At 34.5% G+C, this 19,362-nt stretch carries 15 protein-coding genes; 14 read left to right on the forward strand and 1 reads right to left on the reverse strand.

The window, feature by feature from the left end; genetic code table 11:
- The first annotated feature begins 231 nt into the window (after positions 1–231).
- From AC4GZ8_RS07040 to AC4GZ8_RS07095, 12 genes are all read left to right on the forward strand, one after another.
- A complete protein-coding gene (locus AC4GZ8_RS07040; protein ID WP_491081106.1) occupies positions 232–1,938 on the forward strand; it encodes a PucR family transcriptional regulator in 1,707 nt (568 codons plus the stop codon).
- A gap of 272 nt (positions 1,939–2,210) precedes the next feature.
- Positions 2,211–2,963, forward strand: a complete 753-nt coding sequence (locus AC4GZ8_RS07045) for a DeoR/GlpR family DNA-binding transcription regulator (protein WP_491081107.1) — start codon at positions 2,211–2,213, stop codon at positions 2,961–2,963.
- Positions 2,964–3,138: 175 nt separating this feature from the next.
- Positions 3,139–4,371, forward strand: coding sequence for a dicarboxylate/amino acid:cation symporter (locus tag AC4GZ8_RS07050; RefSeq protein ID WP_491081108.1), 1,233 nt, complete (start codon positions 3,139–3,141; stop codon positions 4,369–4,371).
- Positions 4,372–4,623: 252 nt separating this feature from the next.
- Positions 4,624–5,514 (forward strand): carbohydrate ABC transporter permease, encoded by an 891-nt coding sequence (locus tag AC4GZ8_RS07055; RefSeq protein ID WP_491081207.1) that lies wholly within the window; start codon positions 4,624–4,626, stop codon positions 5,512–5,514.
- Positions 5,514–6,341 carry a carbohydrate ABC transporter permease gene (locus tag AC4GZ8_RS07060; RefSeq protein WP_491081109.1) on the forward strand — a complete coding sequence of 276 codons (828 nt, stop codon included), beginning with the start codon at positions 5,514–5,516 and terminating at the stop codon, positions 6,339–6,341. The genes AC4GZ8_RS07055 and AC4GZ8_RS07060 overlap by 1 nt, the downstream gene beginning before the upstream one ends.
- A 96-nt stretch (positions 6,342–6,437) precedes the next feature.
- Entirely contained in the window at positions 6,438–7,721 is a 1,284-nt protein-coding gene (locus AC4GZ8_RS07065; protein ID WP_491081110.1) for an ABC transporter substrate-binding protein, read from the forward strand.
- Positions 7,722–7,804: 83 nt separating this feature from the next.
- Entirely contained in the window at positions 7,805–9,601 is a 1,797-nt protein-coding gene (locus AC4GZ8_RS07070) for a sensor histidine kinase (protein ID WP_491081112.1), read from the forward strand.
- 1 nt (position 9,602) lies between these two features.
- A complete protein-coding gene (locus AC4GZ8_RS07075) occupies positions 9,603–11,186 on the forward strand; it encodes a response regulator transcription factor (protein ID WP_491081113.1) in 1,584 nt (527 codons plus the stop codon).
- 291 nt (positions 11,187–11,477) lie between these two features.
- Positions 11,478–12,299 carry a PRD domain-containing protein gene (locus tag AC4GZ8_RS07080; protein ID WP_491081114.1) on the forward strand — a complete coding sequence of 274 codons (822 nt, stop codon included), beginning with the start codon at positions 11,478–11,480 and terminating at the stop codon, positions 12,297–12,299.
- A 235-nt stretch (positions 12,300–12,534) separates the two neighbouring features.
- The gene (locus AC4GZ8_RS07085; RefSeq protein ID WP_491081115.1) at positions 12,535–13,908 is read left to right on the forward strand and encodes a sucrose-specific PTS transporter subunit IIBC; all 1,374 of its coding nucleotides are present in this window, start codon (positions 12,535–12,537) and stop codon (positions 13,906–13,908) included.
- Positions 13,909–13,977: 69 nt separating this feature from the next.
- Positions 13,978–15,432, forward strand: coding sequence for a glycoside hydrolase family 32 protein (locus AC4GZ8_RS07090; RefSeq protein ID WP_491081208.1), 1,455 nt, complete (start codon positions 13,978–13,980; stop codon positions 15,430–15,432).
- A 462-nt stretch (positions 15,433–15,894) separates the two neighbouring features.
- On the forward strand, positions 15,895–16,656 hold the full coding sequence (locus AC4GZ8_RS07095) for a polysaccharide deacetylase family protein (protein WP_491081116.1): 762 nt from the start codon (positions 15,895–15,897) through the stop codon (positions 16,654–16,656).
- Between the two features lie 57 nt (positions 16,657–16,713).
- Here the strand turns inward: AC4GZ8_RS07095 and AC4GZ8_RS07100 are convergent, their stop codons facing one another.
- The gene (locus AC4GZ8_RS07100; protein WP_491081117.1) at positions 16,714–17,133 is read right to left on the reverse strand and encodes a universal stress protein; all 420 of its coding nucleotides are present in this window, start codon (positions 17,131–17,133) and stop codon (positions 16,714–16,716) included.
- A gap of 260 nt (positions 17,134–17,393) precedes the next feature.
- On the opposite strand from AC4GZ8_RS07100, the gene AC4GZ8_RS07105 reads away from it, so the two are divergent.
- Together AC4GZ8_RS07105 and AC4GZ8_RS07110 are read left to right on the forward strand one after the other, a co-directional pair.
- On the forward strand, positions 17,394–18,872 hold the full coding sequence (locus AC4GZ8_RS07105; RefSeq protein ID WP_491081118.1) for a SulP family inorganic anion transporter: 1,479 nt from the start codon (positions 17,394–17,396) through the stop codon (positions 18,870–18,872).
- A gap of 145 nt (positions 18,873–19,017) precedes the next feature.
- On the forward strand, positions 19,018–19,176 hold the full coding sequence (locus tag AC4GZ8_RS07110; protein ID WP_491081119.1) for a hypothetical protein: 159 nt from the start codon (positions 19,018–19,020) through the stop codon (positions 19,174–19,176).
- Positions 19,177–19,362: the final 186 nt, after the last annotated feature.

The following is a 19,362-nucleotide window of genomic DNA, read 5'->3' on the forward strand; positions in this document are numbered from 1 at the left end:
TGTATAAAAAGTATAGTGAGAATAATATTTTATCTGAAATGCAGTTTAGTTAGCATGTTTACCTGTTTAAAGCCTTTTCATAAAAAACAATGTAAGAAGATATACCAAAGAAATAGTAGTCATTCTATTTTACGATTATGATTTTAGTTAAAATTCATTTATTTGTTTTAAAGTAAGTGAAAGTTTTAAACATTATAAAATACTTGTTTTATGTGATTTGGAGGGACAACAATGAAACTATCAGTAGCAGATATTTTAGATTTAGAGATAATGAAAAATGTAAGGGTTATCACTGGTAAAAGCATTGTTGTTGAAAAGTTTGTTCAATGGATTTCCGTAATTGAGATGCCTGTTGAAAACTTTGTTCGTAAAGATGAAGCTGTTTTAACAACTGCAATAGGCTGCCATAAAGATGTTGATTTATTATTATCTTTTGTACAAGACATTATTGATTCAGAAGCATCTGCACTTATGATTGCAACTGGAAGATATATTTATGATATTCCTAGTGAAGTAATTGAGCTAGCAGAAAAACATAACCTAATTGTGATAGAGCTTCCTTGGGAGCTCCGATTTGCTAGTATTATAGAAGCGGTTATGAAAAAAGTGAATCATATGCAGATTAAGGAGCTTGAAAAATCGGAGAAAGTTCAGCAAGAGTTACTACAGCTAATTCTTAAGGAGACAGATCTTAAACATATATCAAAATTTATTGAAAGACAGATTGGTTGTTCAATTATCATTACCGATAGAACAGGATCGATACTAGAAAAAAGTTGTCACACAAATTCTTTTAATACGACTTGGAATCATTATGTATTAAAGGGAATGATACCTGCTTGTAAAGATACAGCTTTTCTTACACGGGATCCTATGTTTCAAAAGTTTCAAATGGTTGAAATAGAGGATAAGGTTATCCTTCAACTTCCGGTTTTACAAGTGCTAGGGGATGCACAGGGATATATATTTGTCATCATTCCACCAAAGCGATCAATTGACTCTTTTTTGACACAGTATAATGTAAATGTATTGGAACATTCGGCAACAACAATTGCTCTGTGGCTATCAAGAAAAAATGCTATAGAGGAAACGAAAATGGAACTTCGCAGTGATTTTGTCCAAGAGCTTGCTAAAGGGGAATTTATTTCATTTGATCATGCAAATTCAAGGGCTAAATTACTTGGATATAATATTAAACTTACGTACGTATGTATTACAGGCTACCCAGAAAACCTTGATTCATTATTCCAAAAAAGAAAACAAGATTATTTATCGTTTGAACAATGGCTCGATAATATGATTCGATATATTGAAGAGGAAATTTTTTATGCTGCACAATCATTGAGAAAAGAAGTCATGATGACCTACCAGGATGATAAACTTTTAATTTATCTTGAAATCCCTTCTAAAGAGGAAAATGAAATTGCCACAAACTTCTTGGACTTAGTTGAAAGAAGGCTGGGGAATTTGTTACCTGAAGTCATCATTTCTTGGGGAATAGGGGACTATGCTTATAATTTTGAAGGATTTGCTGAAAGTTACCAAAATGCAATGACTGCACTTAAAATAGGAAGACGGAAAAAGGGAATCGGCCATCGCATGTTATATGAACATACTAGAGTGGATCGGGTTCTGTTAAACCTTGCTCAAAACAATGACATGAAAGATTTAATCCTGTCTACGATTGAGCCACTCGTTAAGTATGATCAACAACGAAGTATGGATTTAATTGAAACCTTTAGTGTATATAATAGGTTTCACGGAAACGTCAGCCAAACAGCTAGGTCGTTAAATTTACATAGGCAATCTTTATTATATCGTTTAAGAAAAATAGAATCATTAACAGGGCTTTCGCTAATTGACCCGGATGATTTATTTCTATTGGATCTTAGTGTGAAAACATGGAAAATAAGTTTCGAAAAGGTACCACAATCATAAATATGACAAAATACTGTAATTTCTTTAGTAAGGAAGTTACAGTATTTTTATAGAGAAACAGTATGAGTTTTTGTCTTCTTTTTTACGTCTATCCTCAGACTATATCAGCAAAGTACAGGAAAACGAATAATGATCTCCTTATACTTTTTTACTATTCAATAGCAATCTTTTTCTAATATGCATTTCCCGAGCATTTTTTATATACTAGAATCATGATAAGACATTCGTTATAGGATAACGAGATAGATGAATAAGATCCAGGAGGAAACGGCTTGCTAATTTCGGAACGACATAAACTTATATTAGATGTATTGAAAGAAAAGGAAAATGTCAAAATACAAGAACTTGTAGAATTAACTTCAACTTCTGAATCTACGTTAAGACGTGATCTTGATCAATTAGAAAAGCAGAACTATTTAAAACGTGTTCATGGTGGAGCATCACTGCTGCAACAAAAGCGATCTGAGCCGAGTGTTTTAGAGAAGACAACAAAAAATCTAGAAGAAAAAGAGAGTATTGCACAGTATGCAGCACAATTAGTGTTGGATGGTGATTGTATTTATTTAGATGCTGGTACAACAACCTTTCAGATGATCCGATATTTAAAACAGAAAGATATTGTTGTTGTTACAAATGGGACTGATCACCTGAATGCCTTGCTGGAAGAAGATATTACAACCTATCTCATTGGCGGTTATGTAAAAAAGGTTACGAAAGCAACGATCGGTCGTGATGCATACGAAAGTATTAAAAATTACCGTTTCGATAAATGTTTTATTGGAACAAATGCCATCCACTATGAGTTAGGATTAACAACCCCAGATCCTGATGAGGCACAAATAAAAGAAAGGGCGATTTCTTTGTCAAGAGAGACCTTTGTTTTAGCTGACCATACGAAATTTGGTGAAGTATCCTTTGCGAAGTTTGCTGAACTAGATCAAGTAAAGGTAATAACAAATGAAAGTGATACAATCGAGTTAGATAAATATCATAGAATAACAGAGATTGAAATAGTAAACAAATGAAAAAATAATTTTGAGAGCTTCCTCATTATGAGGAAGTTTTTATTTACAGTAAATAACCCACATCCATCATTAAGCAGTACTTTTGACAAACTAAAGAAAATGCATTATTTTAGTTTAGTATAATACCAAGTAAACTTATTGGGATATAGGATATTGAGTAGAGGAGGCTAAATTGATGAACCGTTTGTGGAATGGATATCTGAATCTTTCCCTTGCTATAAAAATAACAATGGCATTAATCCTTGGAATTATAACAGGATTAGTGTTTGGAGAACAAGTAGTTGTTTTAGAGCCGCTTGGAGCTTTGTTAATGCGCTTATTGAATTTTATTATTCTTCCATTAATCTTTTTTACGTTAATTGTTGGTGTGAACCAGACTAAATTATCATCTCTTGGTAGTATGGGTGGAAAAATATTTGTGTACTATATTGTGACTTCTGGTATTGCCATTATCTTGGGGTTATTGGTTGCTAATTTGTTTAAAACAGGCAGCGGTATATCTCTTGGGTTAGGAGATAAAGTAGAGGTTCCCGAAAATCCTGGTTTTACAAGTGTATTACTTAATATTGTACCTACAAATATTGTAACAGCTTTTACAGAGATGAATCTTTTAGGCATAATCTTTACAGCCATTGTGTTTGGAATGGCCCTTTCCTATATCAGAACTATAAATGAGTTCTCTGAATTAGGAGAAACCTTATATGGAGGCATCAGGGCACTTAATGAGCTAGCCCTTATTGTGATGAAGGCTATTTTACAATACCTCCCAATTGGTATTTTTGCAATTATTGCACAAACTGTTGGGACGACTGGATTCGATACATTGGCATCATTAGGTGGTATGGTTGGAGTGCTTTATATTGCTCTCCTTGTTCAATTTGGACTATATATAATTGTGTTACTACTTTCAAAGGTACCACTTAGACAGTTCTTTTCACAGGCTAGAACACCGATGATAACAGCATTCGTAACACAAAGTAGTACAGGAACACTTCCATTAACTTTAAATGCTGCAAAGAACTTAGGGATATCTAGATCTTTATATGGTTTTAGTCTGCCGCTTGGTGCAACGATCAATATGGATGGGGCATCAATAAGAATAGCGGTATCTGCGGTGTTTGCAGCAAATATGACCGGATTATCTTTAGGATTTCCTGAGATGGCACAAATTGTGTTAATTGGGACATTAGCATCAATTGGTACCGCTGGAGTACCTGGAGCTGGTATTATTATGATAGCCACCGTCTTTGCTCAACTTGGATTACCGTTAGAAGTGGTTGGACTCCTTACTGCGGTAGATGCTCTTATAGGTATGGGTGCCACCTCCTTGAATGTTACTGGAGATTTGGTCGGAACGGCCGTTATTGATAAAACTGAAAAAATTACTGACACAACAGCTGCTTCATAATGCAGCTGTTTTTATTTAATGGAGGTTTTTAATAAGTAAAATTGACTACAATCTAGTGGGGATCTTAGTATACAGAATTAACAAAGATCAAAATAGTGCACCATTTTAGTCAATACAGTTTATAGTACCTACCTTGAAAACGCTTTATAATCAAAGCGAGCGATTACAAAAGTACTAGGTGGTGTTGATGAAGTGAGTGCCAAAGCAAATACAAATACATTGGCAACAAAAGAAACGTATGTGAAACAACAAATACAAACCAGTAAAAAAACTAAATTGAAAAAGGCTTTAGGGTACGCTGCGTTTGTTGGACCAGCAATCTTATTTTTTATTTTAATTCAAATCATTCCATTTTTTATGGGGGTTTATTATTCCTTCACATCATGGAACGGTGTTAGTTCAGCTGTTGAATGGGTTGGGTTAGATAACTATGTGAAAATCTTTACGGATGATCAAAAGTTCTTTAATTCATTTCTCTTTACAACAAAATTTATGTTTGCAGCCGTTTTAATAAGTAATATCATAGGATTTGGTTTTGCTTTATTACTAAATGCTGCATTAAAAACAAAGAATATTTTACGAACTGTATTTTTTATTCCAAACGTAATCGGAGGACTCCTTCTTGGATTTATCTGGCAGTTTATCTTTGTTAAAGGATTCGCATCAATTGGAAACATGACCGACATTGGATTCTTTAAATTACCTTGGTTAGGGGATGAAGCAACAGCGTTCTGGGGCATTGTGATCGTTTTTGCTTGGCAGATTAGTGGTTACATGATGGTTATTTATATTGCAGCACTGCAAGGGGTTGATACTTCCCTATTAGAGGCAGCAAAAATGGATGGTGCAACGAATTGGTCATTGTTAACTAAGATCATTATTCCATTAATTTTACCTGCGTTCACGATTTGTTTCTTCTTAACGATTTCAATGGCATTTAAAATCTTTGACTTAAATCTATCGCTAACTGGCGGTGGTCCATTTAATTCAACAGAATCTGTTGCCATTAATATTTACCAGGAAGCATTTATGAACAATAGATATGGTCTAGGAACAGCAAAATCTATCCTATTCTTTATCGTAGTAGCCGTGTTTACAACACTTCAAGTAACATTTACAAAGAAGAAGGAGGTTGAAGCATAATGAATAAAGGTTATACAAAGGGCACATTTGTACTTGAGATCATTGCCATTATGCTTGCCTTAATTTTCTTAGTGCCATTTTACTTTGTTTTAATCAATTCAGTAAAAGGGTTTTCAGAGATATTAATTGATGCCGCAGCTTTACCGAAAGAAATCTTATTTAGTAACTATACTAAGGTTTGGGATATTCTCAGCTTCCAAGATGCTTTTCTAAATTCTCTTATTATCACTGTGTTTAGTATTGCAGGAATTGTTGTCATTAGTTCTATGGCAGCATGGAAAATGGTGAGAACGCCAGGGAGGCTAAGTAAAATTTTATTTATCTTTTTTGTCTCAGCGATGGTTATTCCATTCCAAACGGTAATGATTCCATTAATGAAATTAGGTGGAACACTTGGAATTATGAATAGTATACCTGGTATTGTTATTATGTATTTTGGCTTTGGGGTTTCACTATCACTCTTCCTATACCATGGCTTTGTCAAAACAATTCCAATGGAAATTGAAGAATCCGCTAGAGTAGATGGATGTACACAATTTGGCGTGTTTTGGAGAATCGTTTTCCCATTATTAAAGCCAATAACTGTAACCGTTATCATCCTGAATACATTATGGATTTGGAATGATTACCTTCTGCCATTACTTGTGTTGCAAGATGCAGAATTAAGAACAATTCCGTTAGCGACAAGTTCTTTCTTTGCTCAATATACAAAACAGTGGGATATGGGACTTGCGGCATTAGTATTAGGTATAGCACCAATTATTGTATTCTTCCTATTCTTGCAAAAACACATTATTAAAGGAATTGCTGCAGGATCTATTAAATAGATTCTTAACTTAAGCAGTATATAATTTCATGGCTAGTAGCCTAGCCATGAGATTCATATAAAATTAAAAAGATAACATTAGGGAGGTCTATTATTCATGAAAAAGCTTATGCTTTTAGGAATGTCATTATTATTAGTTTTAGGTATCTTGGCTGGATGTAATTCAGGTAGCCAAGAAAGCTCATCTGAAGGAAAGAAAGAAGGTTCAGGTGATGGGGAAGTTGTAACATTAAACTTATTCCAATTTAAAGTTGAAATAGCTGATCAGCTTCAAGAAATGATCAAAGAATTTGAAGCGGAGCATCCAAATATCAAAGTAAAACTTGAAACTGTTGGTGGTGGAGCAGATTATGGTGCAGCTTTAAAAGCTAAGTTTGCATCAGGTGAAGAGCCAGATATTTTTAACAACGGTGGATTTAAAGAGCTTGAGCTATGGAAAGAGCATTTAGCAGATCTATCAAATGAACCGTGGGCAGAGCATGTACTTCCTATTGGTAAAGTTCCAACGACAGATGAAGATGGTAAGTTATATGGTATGCCAGTAAACCTTGAAGGATATGGATTTATTTATAACAAAGATTTATTTGAAAAAGCAGGGATTACAGAAACACCAAAAACGTTATCTGAATTAAAAGATGCTGTAAAAAAACTTGAAGCTGCTGGAATTAAAGCATTCTCAGCTGGTTATGGCGAGTGGTGGGTAATTGGTCAACATTTAATGAATATTCCATTTGCACAACAAGATGATCCAGAAAGCTTTATTGCAGGTTTAAACGATGGTTCTGAAAAATTTGTTGGTAACGAGAAATTCACACAATTTAAAGATATTATTGATCTAGAAGTGAAAAATGCAGTAGGTAACCCAATTACGACTGACTACAACACTCAAGTAACATTATTTGCATCAGGTGAAGCAGCAATGCTGCAACAAGGTAACTGGACTGAAAACATGATTACTGAAATCAACCCTGAAATTAATATGGGCTTCTTACCAATCCCATTAAATGATGAAGCAGGTGCTGATGCATTACCAGTAGGTGTTCCAAATAACTGGGTATTAAACAAAAACTCTGAGCACTTAGAAGAAGCAAAAACTTTCTTAAACTGGATGGTATCTTCTGAAACTGGTAAACGTTATATCACGGAAGAATTTGCCTTCATTCCAGCATTCGATAACATTGAAGCTTCTGGTTTAGGTGACTTAGGTCAATCAATCCTAGAATACTCTAAAGAAGAAAAAACAATTTCTTGGAACTGGTTCAGATGGCCAGATGGGGCAAACAAAGAATTTGCAGCTACAATCCAGGAATATGCTGCAGGTAAGATTACTTACGAACAAGCATTAGAAAAATTCCAAGCAACTTGGGATAATATGAAATAATAACCCTGAAAAAGCATGTCTATCATAGGCATGCTTTTTCACCTATAATAGTGGTTACAGTCAAAAAGTTAGGAGGTTCCCCTGTGAAAAAAACAAGCATAAGAAACAAGCTAATTGTTCTTTTATTACTCATTACCATTGTTCCATTTGGAACTTCAATTGTGATCACTTTCTTTTATACGAAAGAATCATTAAAAGATGAATTTGTAAAGGAGAACGTCAATCTCCTTTACCAAGGGAAGTTAAACATTGAAGGTTATATGGGGGAACTTAAAAATTTAACGTTATCATTTTATAATAATATTGATTTTATGAGGTACATGCGGAATAATCCTGATTTCGACAAGGATTATCTTGCAAAAGAAAGCTTTAAAAGTGTTATTTTAACGATTCTTTATGCTGAAGAGAACATCAATAGAGTGAACATTGCACTTATGGATGATCAGCATAATGTTTCTGTATCAAAAAAATCAGCTGTTGTCTTTTCCTCATTAAATAAAAATCAAAATAAAGATATGTATGAAAAGGCATTAAACAATCCTTATCGTATTCATATTGAGCCGATGGAAGTTTTACAAGAAGAGAATATAAGCGAGAATTCAAAAAGAAAAAAAGATATGTTTACTTTGCACCGTGCTTTAATCGATGTGCCGTCAGACGATTTGCTAGGATATATTTCACTTGACATCAACTCAGAGCACCTTCTAGGAATTGCAGAGAAGCTATATGTTAAAGATAGAGAGGAATTTTATATATTAAGTCCTGAAGGAGAATTGATTTTTCGCTCCAACAATGAAGTAAATGAGAACCAACAATGGATTACAAGCTTAATCAAGAATAACGAACCAAATGGAATGATGGAATGGAAAAAGGATTCGTTTCACGGTTTAATGATTTATGAAACCCTTGATGAATCATCCGGCGGTTGGATATTGGTAAAAAGAATTCCATTTACATCCGTATTTGAAAGTGCATTAAGTGTGGCTAAAATCAATATACTTTTTGGTGTAATTGGGTTAATACTTGTCATCATGGCTACTTTGTTTGTATCATTTAAAATCACCTCGCCAATTCGGGTATTATTACAAAATATAAAACAGGTTGAAAATGGGAATATGAACGTACAGTTTGATTCACTTGGAAACGATGAAATCGGTACTCTTGGTGAGCGTTTTAAAGAAATGATCGCAAAGATTAATCATCTTATTAATCGCGAATATAAACTGGAGATTGAAAATAAAACAAATCAGCTAAAGGCATTACAGTCGCAGTTAAATCCTCATTTTTTATATAATGCCTTGCAGTCCATCGGAACTTTGGCATTAAAAAATAATGTCCCACAGGTTTATACCCTTGTTACCCATCTTTCGAAGATTATGAGATATGGGATGAATATTGATGAGGATCTTGTTCCTTTAACAAAGGAAATTGATTATACAAAAGCCTTTTTATTGCTTCAAAAAGAAAGGTTCGGAGACGAATTTGAGTATACATTACAATTTGATAAAGAAGATTTATTTATAACGGTTCCAAAGATGATTCTTCAGCCAATAATCGAAAACTATTTTAAGCATGGCTTTGATCGAAGCAATGATAGGATTGGTCATTTAGCGATTATTGTAAAAAGAGATCGAAATCATCTGGTAATGACAGTTCACGACAATGGAAATGGAATAACAGAAACGAGACTTAACGAAATTTATCAGTCGTTAAACCAAGATCCGCAAAATAAGCTAAGTGGTAAAAATATAGGATTAAGGAATGTTTACTTACGTTTGAAGCTCTATTTTGGTGAACAAGCATCATTTTTAATAGAGAATCATGAAGACGGAGGAACTATGGTTACGATAAAGCTTCCAGTAGAATCGGGAGGTTCATGAAATGAAAGCAATCATAATTGACGATGAAACACATGTGAGAGAAGGACTGCTTTTATTAGCAGAATGGAAGAGGTTTGGTATTCAAGAAGTGTTTGAGGCAAAGGACGGAGAAGATGCAAAAAATCTGATTATCAAGCATCAGCCGGAAATTATATTTACAGATATGAATATGCCAAGGTTTGATGGAATCGAACTATTAAAATGGCTTAATAAAAATGAAATAACAAGTAAAATTATTGTTATCAGCGGCTACGATGATTTTCATTATATGAGAAATGCAATAACATATGGAAGCTATGATTATTTATTAAAACCGATTGACCCTAGTTTACTTAATGAGACATTAGAAAGAGCGGTATTAGATTGGAAAAGGGAAGCTCTTAAAAGAGAGTCAACAATCGAAACAACTAGAGTTATAAATGAGGTGAAACCTCTTTATTGGGATCATATTTTTTCGAATGTTGTATCGAATCAAGCTATTTCAAGTGAAACGGTTCAAAAAATTAATAAGGAATTTGGGGTTGATTTAAATGATTTGGAGTGTACAATCTCTTTAATATTTATCAGCCCTAATATCATCGAGAAGTTTGATGGTGATAAAAATTTAGCCTTTTTCACCTTGTTAAATATATCCAATGAAATTGTTCGCTCCAAACAAAGAGGCTTTTGCTTTCGGAATGTAAATGAAGAAAATGAAATTGTCGTTCTTTTATGGAATAGCAAAAATGAAATAGAAATCCTTAAAAAAATACAAATGGAAATCTATAAATTTAGCAGTATTAATGTTTTATTTTCAGTTGGTAAGCCTTTGTCGTCAATAAAAGAAGCCTATAACTCAGCTCGAAAAACTTTATTTAAACATAATATGATTGAATGTCCTAAGAGTGGCAATATCGTATGTTATCAAGACATTACTTCAGGCCCTCTTCTCCATTTATTCGATTTCGCCGAAGATATCAAATGGGCTATCCAAAGTAGTAATATTGAGCAAATGGAAGAAATTATTCAAAAGATTTTTTATATCCTTGAATCAAAACATGTTTTATCATACGAGCAAGTGAGAGTATGGGAAGAGCAGTTTGAAATACTAAGAAAAAACTGGTTGAAAGAATATAACACGAATGAAGATGTGACTTTTTACAAAGGGACGAATTATTGGGATGAAAAAGGGTTATTCTCATTTGATAAGTTTAAAGCAGAGAAGCGAAAGGAATTTTATGAATTAATCCATCAATTGAATGATGTGAGGTATAAAAAAGAAACAAGCAGCATTCAAGAGATCGAAGCATTCTTACGAAAAAACTATGAGAAGGATATTACGCTACAGGAAATTGCGGAACGATTTTTTTTAAGTCGGGAATATATTTCTAGAAAGTTCAAGCAAGAATATCATGAAACATTAACAAACTATTTAACGAAAATAAGAATTGAAAAAGCAAAAGAGCTTTTAGAAAACCCGCATTTAAAGGTATATGAAGTTTCATACAAAGTTGGATATCAAAATGAAAAATATTTCAGTAAAGTGTTTAAAAAGCTAGTCGGATTAACTCCAAATGAATATCGGGTACATGTGATGTCAAAATAAATATATTAGAATAAGAGGATCATCTTGCGCTTTTTTAAAAGGTAAGAAAGCATAAAATTTTGTGCTTAGTTTTGGTGTCTAGCTCCAGGCGCCATCGGCGAAGTCAGGAGTACAAATACATTATGGCGGTTGAATTCCTGTTAATAACTGCCTCGAGTCATAAGTCAAGTAGGAATTGAAGGTAAAGAACACCTTCTATTTCTACTCGCCTTATGCTTTTCTGATAACAGCTTCTACAATATTTGCTTTATTAATGCTAATATATGTTTATTAATTGTTCGGAGGACATATATGCGGATCTTTAGAATACTAAACAACAATGCAGTGGTTGTAATAGACGGACCACAGGAAAAAATTGTGATGGGCCCTGGAATAGCGTTTCAAAAACAAAGAAACGATATTGTCCCTAAAAGCAAAATAGAAAAAATCTTTATTTTACGTGAATCTTCATCTGAAAAGTTTCAACAATTACTATCTACATTACCAGAGTTACATATTGAACTGGCTGAAAGCATTATCAGTTATGCGGAAGGCCATTTAAGTGCACCTTTAAGTGATCATATTCATATTGCCTTAACCGACCATCTATCCTTTGCTTTGGAAAGAATCCAACAAGGAATTCCAATTAAAAATAAGCTTGTAAACGAAATTAAGATGCTCTATAAAAAAGAGTACGAGATCGGGCTGTGGGCAAAGGAAGAGATCAAGAAAAAACTTGGGATCGACATACCGGAGGATGAAGTCGCTCATATTGCTCTTCATATTCATACAGCGAAAATGGATGCACCATCGATGAGTGAGTCCTTAAAACAAGCCTCTATTTTAAGTGATTTTGTCCAACAGGTTGAATCATATATTGGTGAAAAGATTGAGGAATCTTCAATTAATTATCAAAGACTAATCACACATCTTCGATTTGCCCTGAATCGTATTCAACAGGGAGAGCAGTTTGAACCTATCGATCAAGATATGCTGGAGCTTATACAAGAAAAGTATAAAAGGGCTTATGAATATTCAAAGAAAATATTAGATTATTTAAGTGAGGAATATGAGATTGCTTTTCCATCATCTGAAATTGCATATATTGCGATCCATATTCAACGTTTAATATAATAACTGTCGAAATTTGAATTTTATTGTTGACGTTTCCATATGACTATTATAAAATTTACTCATTCAAACAATTTCATATGTAGGATTGTGACTGATAATGCAGGCAAGACCTAGAATATATAAGATGATATAGGTAGATCATCTCGCTCTTTGCTACCTATTTTTCCTTATATATTTTAGGTCTTTTTGTTGTTTATCGGAAAGATTTTACATGCAAGATAGGGAGGAATTCAACATGAATCATCGTGAAGTAGCCGAAGAGCTTGTTACGAAGCTTGGCGGTAAAAACAATGTAATTAGTGCAGCTCATTGTGCAACTCGTCTTCGTCTTGTGATTGAAGATGAAAGTCAAATAGACAAAAATGCCATTGAAGAATTAAATGGTGTAAAAGGAGCTTTCTCGAGCTCAGGTCAGTTTCAAATCATTTTTGGAACGGGAACAGTGAATAAAGTATATCAACACTTTGCACCATTAGTTGGTGTTTCAATGGAAGAAAATAATTCAAATAAAAGTGAATCACATGGAGACGCAGCAAAGCGTAAGATGAATCCGTTTGCTCGTTTCGCTCGTACATTATCAAACATTTTTGTGCCAATCATACCTGCGATTGTTGCAGCAGGTATGTTAATGGGGCTTTTAGGATTAATGAAAACGTATAACTGGGTAGACCCTGAAAGCGGATTATTCGTCATGCTAGATATGTTTTCATCTGCTGCGTTTATTATTTTGCCTATTTTAATCGGATTTAGTGCAGCGAAGGAATTCGGAGCAAATGGTTATCTTGGGGCTGTAATAGGGGGAATTATGATACACCCTAACTTACTAAATCCATGGGGATTATCTAATGCTGAGCCATCTACACTTGATTTCTTTGGCTTTGGTGTGGAAATGCTGGGGTACCAAGGAACAGTCATCCCTGTTTTGTTGACTGTTTATATTATGGCGCAAATTGAAAAGGGCTTAAGAAAAGTCATTCCAAATGTGATTGATTTACTTGTAACACCATTCTTAACAGTAATTTTCACAGGATTTGTTGCTTTGCTAGTCATTGGTCCTTTAGGAAGAGTGCTAGGAAACGGGATTACTACGGTGTTAGACGTTGTGTATAACTCGGCTGGACCGATTGCAGGCCTATTATTCGGTGGTTTATATTCAACAATTGTATTAACAGGTGTTCATCATAGCTTCCATGCAATTGAAGCTGAGTTATTAAATGTTGGTGGAAACTATCTGTTACCGATCTGGGCAATGGCAAACGTTGCTCAAGGTGGAGCTGTCCTTGCTGTTTTCTTCAAAACAAAAAATAGCAAAACGAAGGAAATTGCTTTACCAGCGGCAGTTTCTACGTTTCTTGGGATTACAGAGCCGGCTATCTTCGGGGTAAACTTAAAATATCGACGTCCGTTTATTGGAGCAGCGATCGGTGGAGCACTTGGCGGAGCATATGTTGTTTTCACTCAAGTCATGGCCAATGGAATCGGGTTAACAGGAATCCCTCAGTTTGCGATCGTGCAAGATCCTATTAATTACGGAATTGGATTTATCATTGCAGTAGTTGGTGCCTTCATTTCCACGTTATTATTAGGGTGGAAAGAAGAGTCTAAATAAGAAAAAATGGGTTGGCTTTGAATGTAAGGGTCAACCCTTTCCTTTAAAAAGTACAAGTAAGCAGGTGGAATAAACGTGACAAGGGATGAACAATTACGCCAAGAAGCGTATGAAGAGATTGAAAAACATAGACATCTTGTAGAACAGGATCCATATCGATTGACCTATCACCTTATGCCTCCAGTCGGGCTATTAAATGATCCAAATGGATTTATCCAGGTAAATGGAGTATATCATCTATTTTATCAATGGATGCCATTCAAAACAGGTCATGGAGCAAAGTTTTGGGGACATTATTCATCAAAAGATTTAGTAGACTGGCAGCATGAAAGCATTGCATTAACACCTTCAGAGTGGTATGAAAAAAATGGCTGTTATTCAGGAAGTGCCATTGAGAACGATGGGAAAATATATGCCTTTTATACGGGGAATGTAAAAGATGAACAAGGAAACCGTGAAACATACCAATGTTTAGCGATTTCTGAAGATGGAATTCATTTTAATAAAAAAGGTCCTCTTGTTTATCTACCTGAAGGGTTCACTGCTCATTTTCGAGATCCAAAGGTTTGGAAGCAAGAGAATACCTATTTCATGGTAATTGGAGCTCAGACAGAAAACTCAAAAGGTGCAGTTGTCTTGTTTCAGTCTAAAGATTTATTAGAGTGGACGTATGCTGGAGTATTAGCCGGTGGCGGAAAAGGGAAGCTTGATAAATTTGGGTATATGTTTGAATGCCCAGACTTATTTCACCTTGAGGGAAAAGATATACTCGTCTTTTCACCGCAGGGCTTAGAATCACAAGGTATGAGGTACCAAAATGTATACCAAGCCGGCTATGTTATAGGAAATTTTAATCCTCAAACTGGCGGTTACGAGCATGGTGAGTTCGATGAGCTTGATCGTGGCTTTGACTTTTATGCTCCGCAAACAACAATTGATGATCAAGGCAGAAGACTCCTTTTTGGCTGGATGAGTGTACCTGACCAAAATGAACAATACCACCCTACGATAATATATAAATGGATTCACAATATGACGTTGCCGCGTGAATTGAAATTGGTGAATGGGAAAGTGTATCAAGTTCCTGTTGATGAGCTAAAGAAACTAAGAAGTGGAGAAGTTGTTTCACATTCTGTGAAATTAACAAAAGAGTGGAAGGAACTTTACGGAATTCACGGAAAGTCAGTGGAATTAACTATTCAAGATATCGAAATAACTGAGGGATGGTTGGAAATCTCAATAAGTGATGGAGGAAGAATCATCTACTCAGCAGATGAACAGGTCATGACGTTTGAAAGAAAGAGCTATGTCAATGGTACAACGGAGAGACGCCAATGTTCACTTAACGAACTTACAGAACTTCGGATCTATATTGATACTTCATCGGTAGAAATGTTTATAAATGCTGGACAAGAAACGTTTACTTCACGAATTTTTCCATCCCCAAATAACGAAACCATTACATTTGCAGCATCAAAAAATGCGTGCTTTACAATTCAAAAATGGACGCTAGAGACTAAATAAAAATGATAGAGTGAATTAGCACTTTCATTTGGTTAGAAGGGAAGTGCTTTTTTGCTTTTGAAATATACCACAAAGTGCACTCGTTTTGCGGAAAATTTTCAATTGTTACAGTTGGCTGATTAAGGCACTTTCACTATAGTTTGTATCGACAATATTCTATTTTTTTTAGTCCAAATTTACCAAACTGTAAAAAGATAAAAACACTTAGTTTGTTGGATGTATAAACTAACTTTCTATCCTATAATTATTGAGTGTGAACAGGGATTAACCGCAAAAATGTAAACACTTACATTTTTGCGGTTAATCCATTTTTAAAAAAGGAGGGTGGTTTTTATAGTAGTAAAAATTCATAATTTTTGATAAAGGAAAAAGGCTTTGGAGAAATTAAGATTTATTTATTTACTTAAAAAACCAATTGATTAAAGGCGAGGGTTTATTAAAATTTTTGAGGGGATGTTTTCAATGAAAAAAGTATTAACCATACTTCTCTTATTTCTATTTGTCATAGGCTCTAGTCACTCCTTTGCTCATACAGCATCTGCAACAAAATCAAATCCGATTGAAATTCCTGTTTTACTATATCACGTTGTAAAGCCAAATCCTGATCCAACAAATCCTTGGCAGTTTAGTTTAGCGGAATTTGAAAAGCATATGGCATACTTAAAAGAAAATGGTTATCGAACATTAACTATAAAGCAATATTTTAATATTCTTGATGGAAAAGCAGCTATGCCTAATAAACCGATTCTCCTCACCTTCGATGACAACTCAAATGATTTCTATCCTTATGTTTATCCGATCTTACAAAAGTATGGGATGAAGGCAACTCAATTTACCGTATCTGATTGGGTAGATGGCAGTTGGAATATGACATCAAGTGAGATCTTGACAGTGATGGAAAATGGCATTGATATTCAAAACCATTCAGTTACTCATCCTTTCCTGGCTAGCTTAAGCAAAGAAGAGCAATACTCTGAAATTAATAATGCAACAATAGAATTAAAAGAACTGACAGGTAAGACAACAAATGTATTTGCTTACCCGTATGGTAATTATAATGAAGAAACAATTTCTGTTCTTCAGGAATTAGGGTTTAAAGGTGCATTTAAAGTAGGTGGAGGAATTAGTACAGATCAAAGTGACCGATTAGAGTTACCTCGAATCATGATCCTTCAAGAGCATACCCTTGAAGACTTCATCAGAATGGTGAAAACAGGATATTAAACGTAACAACTCCTAAATAAAACTATTTGGGAGTTTTTTAATGATATCTTAGGCAGCTTATTTTACAATCAAAACAGGACATTTTACTCTCTTAGCAACTTTATGGCTAACACTACCAAGCACCATTTCCTGCATCATATTTAAACCGCGGCTACCTATAACGACAAGATCATATTGATGATCATTAGCGAACTTTACGATTGTTGGACCAGGTTCTCCTCGAATTATTTTTACATCATAATTCACATGATCCTTTTGAGCCTTTTTCTCGATCATTTCCATCTTCTTTCTTCGCTTGGTCTCTGTATCAATTTGATTCCAATTATGAAGAACATCTTCTTTTGATGTTTTCCCATCAACAACATAAACCACATCTACAAAAGAATGAGGATTTAATTTTGCAATCTCTATCGCTTTTTCAGCTGCGCGCAAAGAATGTAAGGATCCGTCTGCAGCAAGTAAGATTTTTTTAAACATCATTAGCCCCCTTATCAACTTTTTGTTCCAAGGAATTATTTACTAGAGTGAAAATGTCACATTTTAATAAATTCATGATGTTTATTTGATAGTACTAGATATTAAGAGAAAATGATAGTATTCAATTGTTGTTATCGCTTACATAACGTTTCACAAAAATGACAAAACCGTATATAATGCATGTTGTTAATAACGGCCCCGACTTTCATGAGAGTTGAAAGTCATAAATAAACTAAAAAATAAAAGGGAGAGTGTCGTTTTTGAATTCAACTACAATTAAATATGAATGGTTTGGAAACATCAAAGGTGATGTATTAGCAGGTATTGTCGTTGCGCTTGCATTAATTCCTGAAGCTATTGCGTTTTCGATTATTGCTGGAGTAGATCCTATGGTAGGATTGTATGCTTCTTTTTGTATTGCGGTGACAATTGCTTTTGTTGGAGGACGTCCTGGAATGATTTCTGCAGCAACAGGTGCAACCGCATTAATCATGGTCACGTTAGTTGCTGATTATGGACTACAATATTTACTCGCAGCAACAATCTTAACGGGTATTCTTCAGATTATTATGGGTGTTTTAAAATTAGGCAGATTAATGAAATTTGTACCTAGATCTGTTATGACAGGTTTTGTTAATGCCTTAGCTATTCTTATCTTTACATCACAATTACCACATTTTGTGGGAGAATCATGGGCAATGTATGCGATGGTAGCTGGTGCTTTAGCTATTATCTATATTTTACCACGTTTTACAAAGGCAGTGCCATCACCATTAGTTGCAATTATTGTGATTACAATTATTGCGGTAATGACGGGCAGTGGAGTTCGAACTGTAGGGGACATGGGTGAATTAACTCAAGCGTTACCTATGTTTTTATTGCCGGATATTCCATTAAACTTTGAAACGTTGCAAATTATTTTTCCTTATTCTTTATCGATTGCCATTGTAGGGTTAGTAGAATCTTTACTTACGGCGCAAATTGTTGATGATATGACAGATACTACTAGTGATAAGAATAAAGAAGCACGTGGTCAGGGGATCGCAAACATCGTATCAGCATTCTTTGGAGGAATGGCTGGATGTGCAATGATCGGTCAGTCTGTAATTAATGTTAAATCAGGTGGAAGAGGACGATTATCTACATTAGTAGCTGGTGTATTCCTAATGGTTTTAATTCTATTGTTAAATGATTTCCTTGTACAAATTCCGATGGCTGCACTTGTAGGCGTTATGATTATGGTTTCCATTGGTACTTTTGATTGGTCGTCATTAAGGTCTCTCCATAAAGTACCATTAACAGATACATTAGTAATGATCGTAACGGTCTTAACAGTTATTATGACTCATGATTTATCAAAAGGTGTTTTAGTAGGGATCCTTTTAAGTGCGATTTTCTTTGCGGCTAAAATCTCAAAGGTGAAAGTGACAAGCTTATCTTCAGACGGATCTGGAAAGAAAGTATACCGTGTTTCAGGTCAATTATTCTTTGCCTCTGTTACTGATTTTGTTGAGAGTTTCGACTTTAAGGAAAATGTAAAAGAGATTGATTTAGATTTAACACATGCACATCTATGGGATGATTCAGCTGTAGGTGCCATTGATAAAGTGGTGATTAAGTATCATCAAAATGGTGTAAAAGTGAATTTAATCGGTGTTAATACAGAAAGTAATCAGTTACTCGAAAAAATTGCTGTTCACAATAAACCGGGTGGATTAAATAAAGTAGCAAATCACTAAGAAATGAGGACCTTCAAGTTCAATTTGAACTTGAAGGTCCTTTTTTGCGGTTTAAAAAGTTTAATTTGATGATTTTCACTTAATTTTCACTTTTGAATAGTAGAGTAACAATTGTAAATAGACCAAATACCAGGAGGAAATAATAATGAATAAAATGAAGTTCTTTAGTTATGTATTGTCAGGAGCATTAACTCTAGGTGTTGTTGGAGCTGCAGCCTTTTCTGCTTTTGCTGCAGCTGAAACGATTCTTGCTTTGAAAAAGGGTAGAAAATATAACTGGTATTGGGAACTTCAATTATCTTGAGGTTCTTTTTTTGTTCTTTTCTAAGGTTGTTTATTAATAAGTTCATTGAACAATAACTGATTAGGTTGATTGGAAGGGATATGCGAGACTCCAGTGGAAGTAGCTTGATAGGGGAGACTAGGTAATCGTTTGTTTTTACTAAAATAGTTTCACTTATTTTAACTTGAATTTAAAAAGGGAAAATAT

This window comes from Metabacillus sp. RB-C-LZQ-3-1, assembly GCF_058315175.1.

Excerpts from the sequence above, each read along its gene's own strand:
- AC4GZ8_RS07075 (WP_491081113.1), top strand. The coding sequence starts at position 9,603 with ATGAAAGCAATCATAATTGACGATGAAACACATGTGAGAGAAGGACTG.
- AC4GZ8_RS07095 (WP_491081116.1), top strand. The coding sequence starts at position 15,895 with ATGAAAAAAGTATTAACCATACTTCTCTTATTTCTATTTGTCATAGGC.
- AC4GZ8_RS07060 (WP_491081109.1), top strand. The coding sequence starts at position 5,514 with ATGAATAAAGGTTATACAAAGGGCACATTTGTACTTGAGATCATTGCC.
- AC4GZ8_RS07085 (WP_491081115.1), top strand. The coding sequence starts at position 12,535 with ATGAATCATCGTGAAGTAGCCGAAGAGCTTGTTACGAAGCTTGGCGGT.
- AC4GZ8_RS07080 (WP_491081114.1), top strand. The coding sequence starts at position 11,478 with ATGCGGATCTTTAGAATACTAAACAACAATGCAGTGGTTGTAATAGAC.
- AC4GZ8_RS07100 (WP_491081117.1), bottom strand. The coding sequence starts at position 17,133 with ATGTTTAAAAAAATCTTACTTGCTGCAGACGGATCCTTACATTCTTTG.
- AC4GZ8_RS07065 (WP_491081110.1), top strand. The coding sequence starts at position 6,438 with ATGAAAAAGCTTATGCTTTTAGGAATGTCATTATTATTAGTTTTAGGT.
- AC4GZ8_RS07050 (WP_491081108.1), top strand. The coding sequence starts at position 3,139 with ATGAACCGTTTGTGGAATGGATATCTGAATCTTTCCCTTGCTATAAAA.
- AC4GZ8_RS07110 (WP_491081119.1), top strand. The coding sequence starts at position 19,018 with ATGAATAAAATGAAGTTCTTTAGTTATGTATTGTCAGGAGCATTAACT.
- AC4GZ8_RS07040 (WP_491081106.1), top strand. The coding sequence starts at position 232 with ATGAAACTATCAGTAGCAGATATTTTAGATTTAGAGATAATGAAAAAT.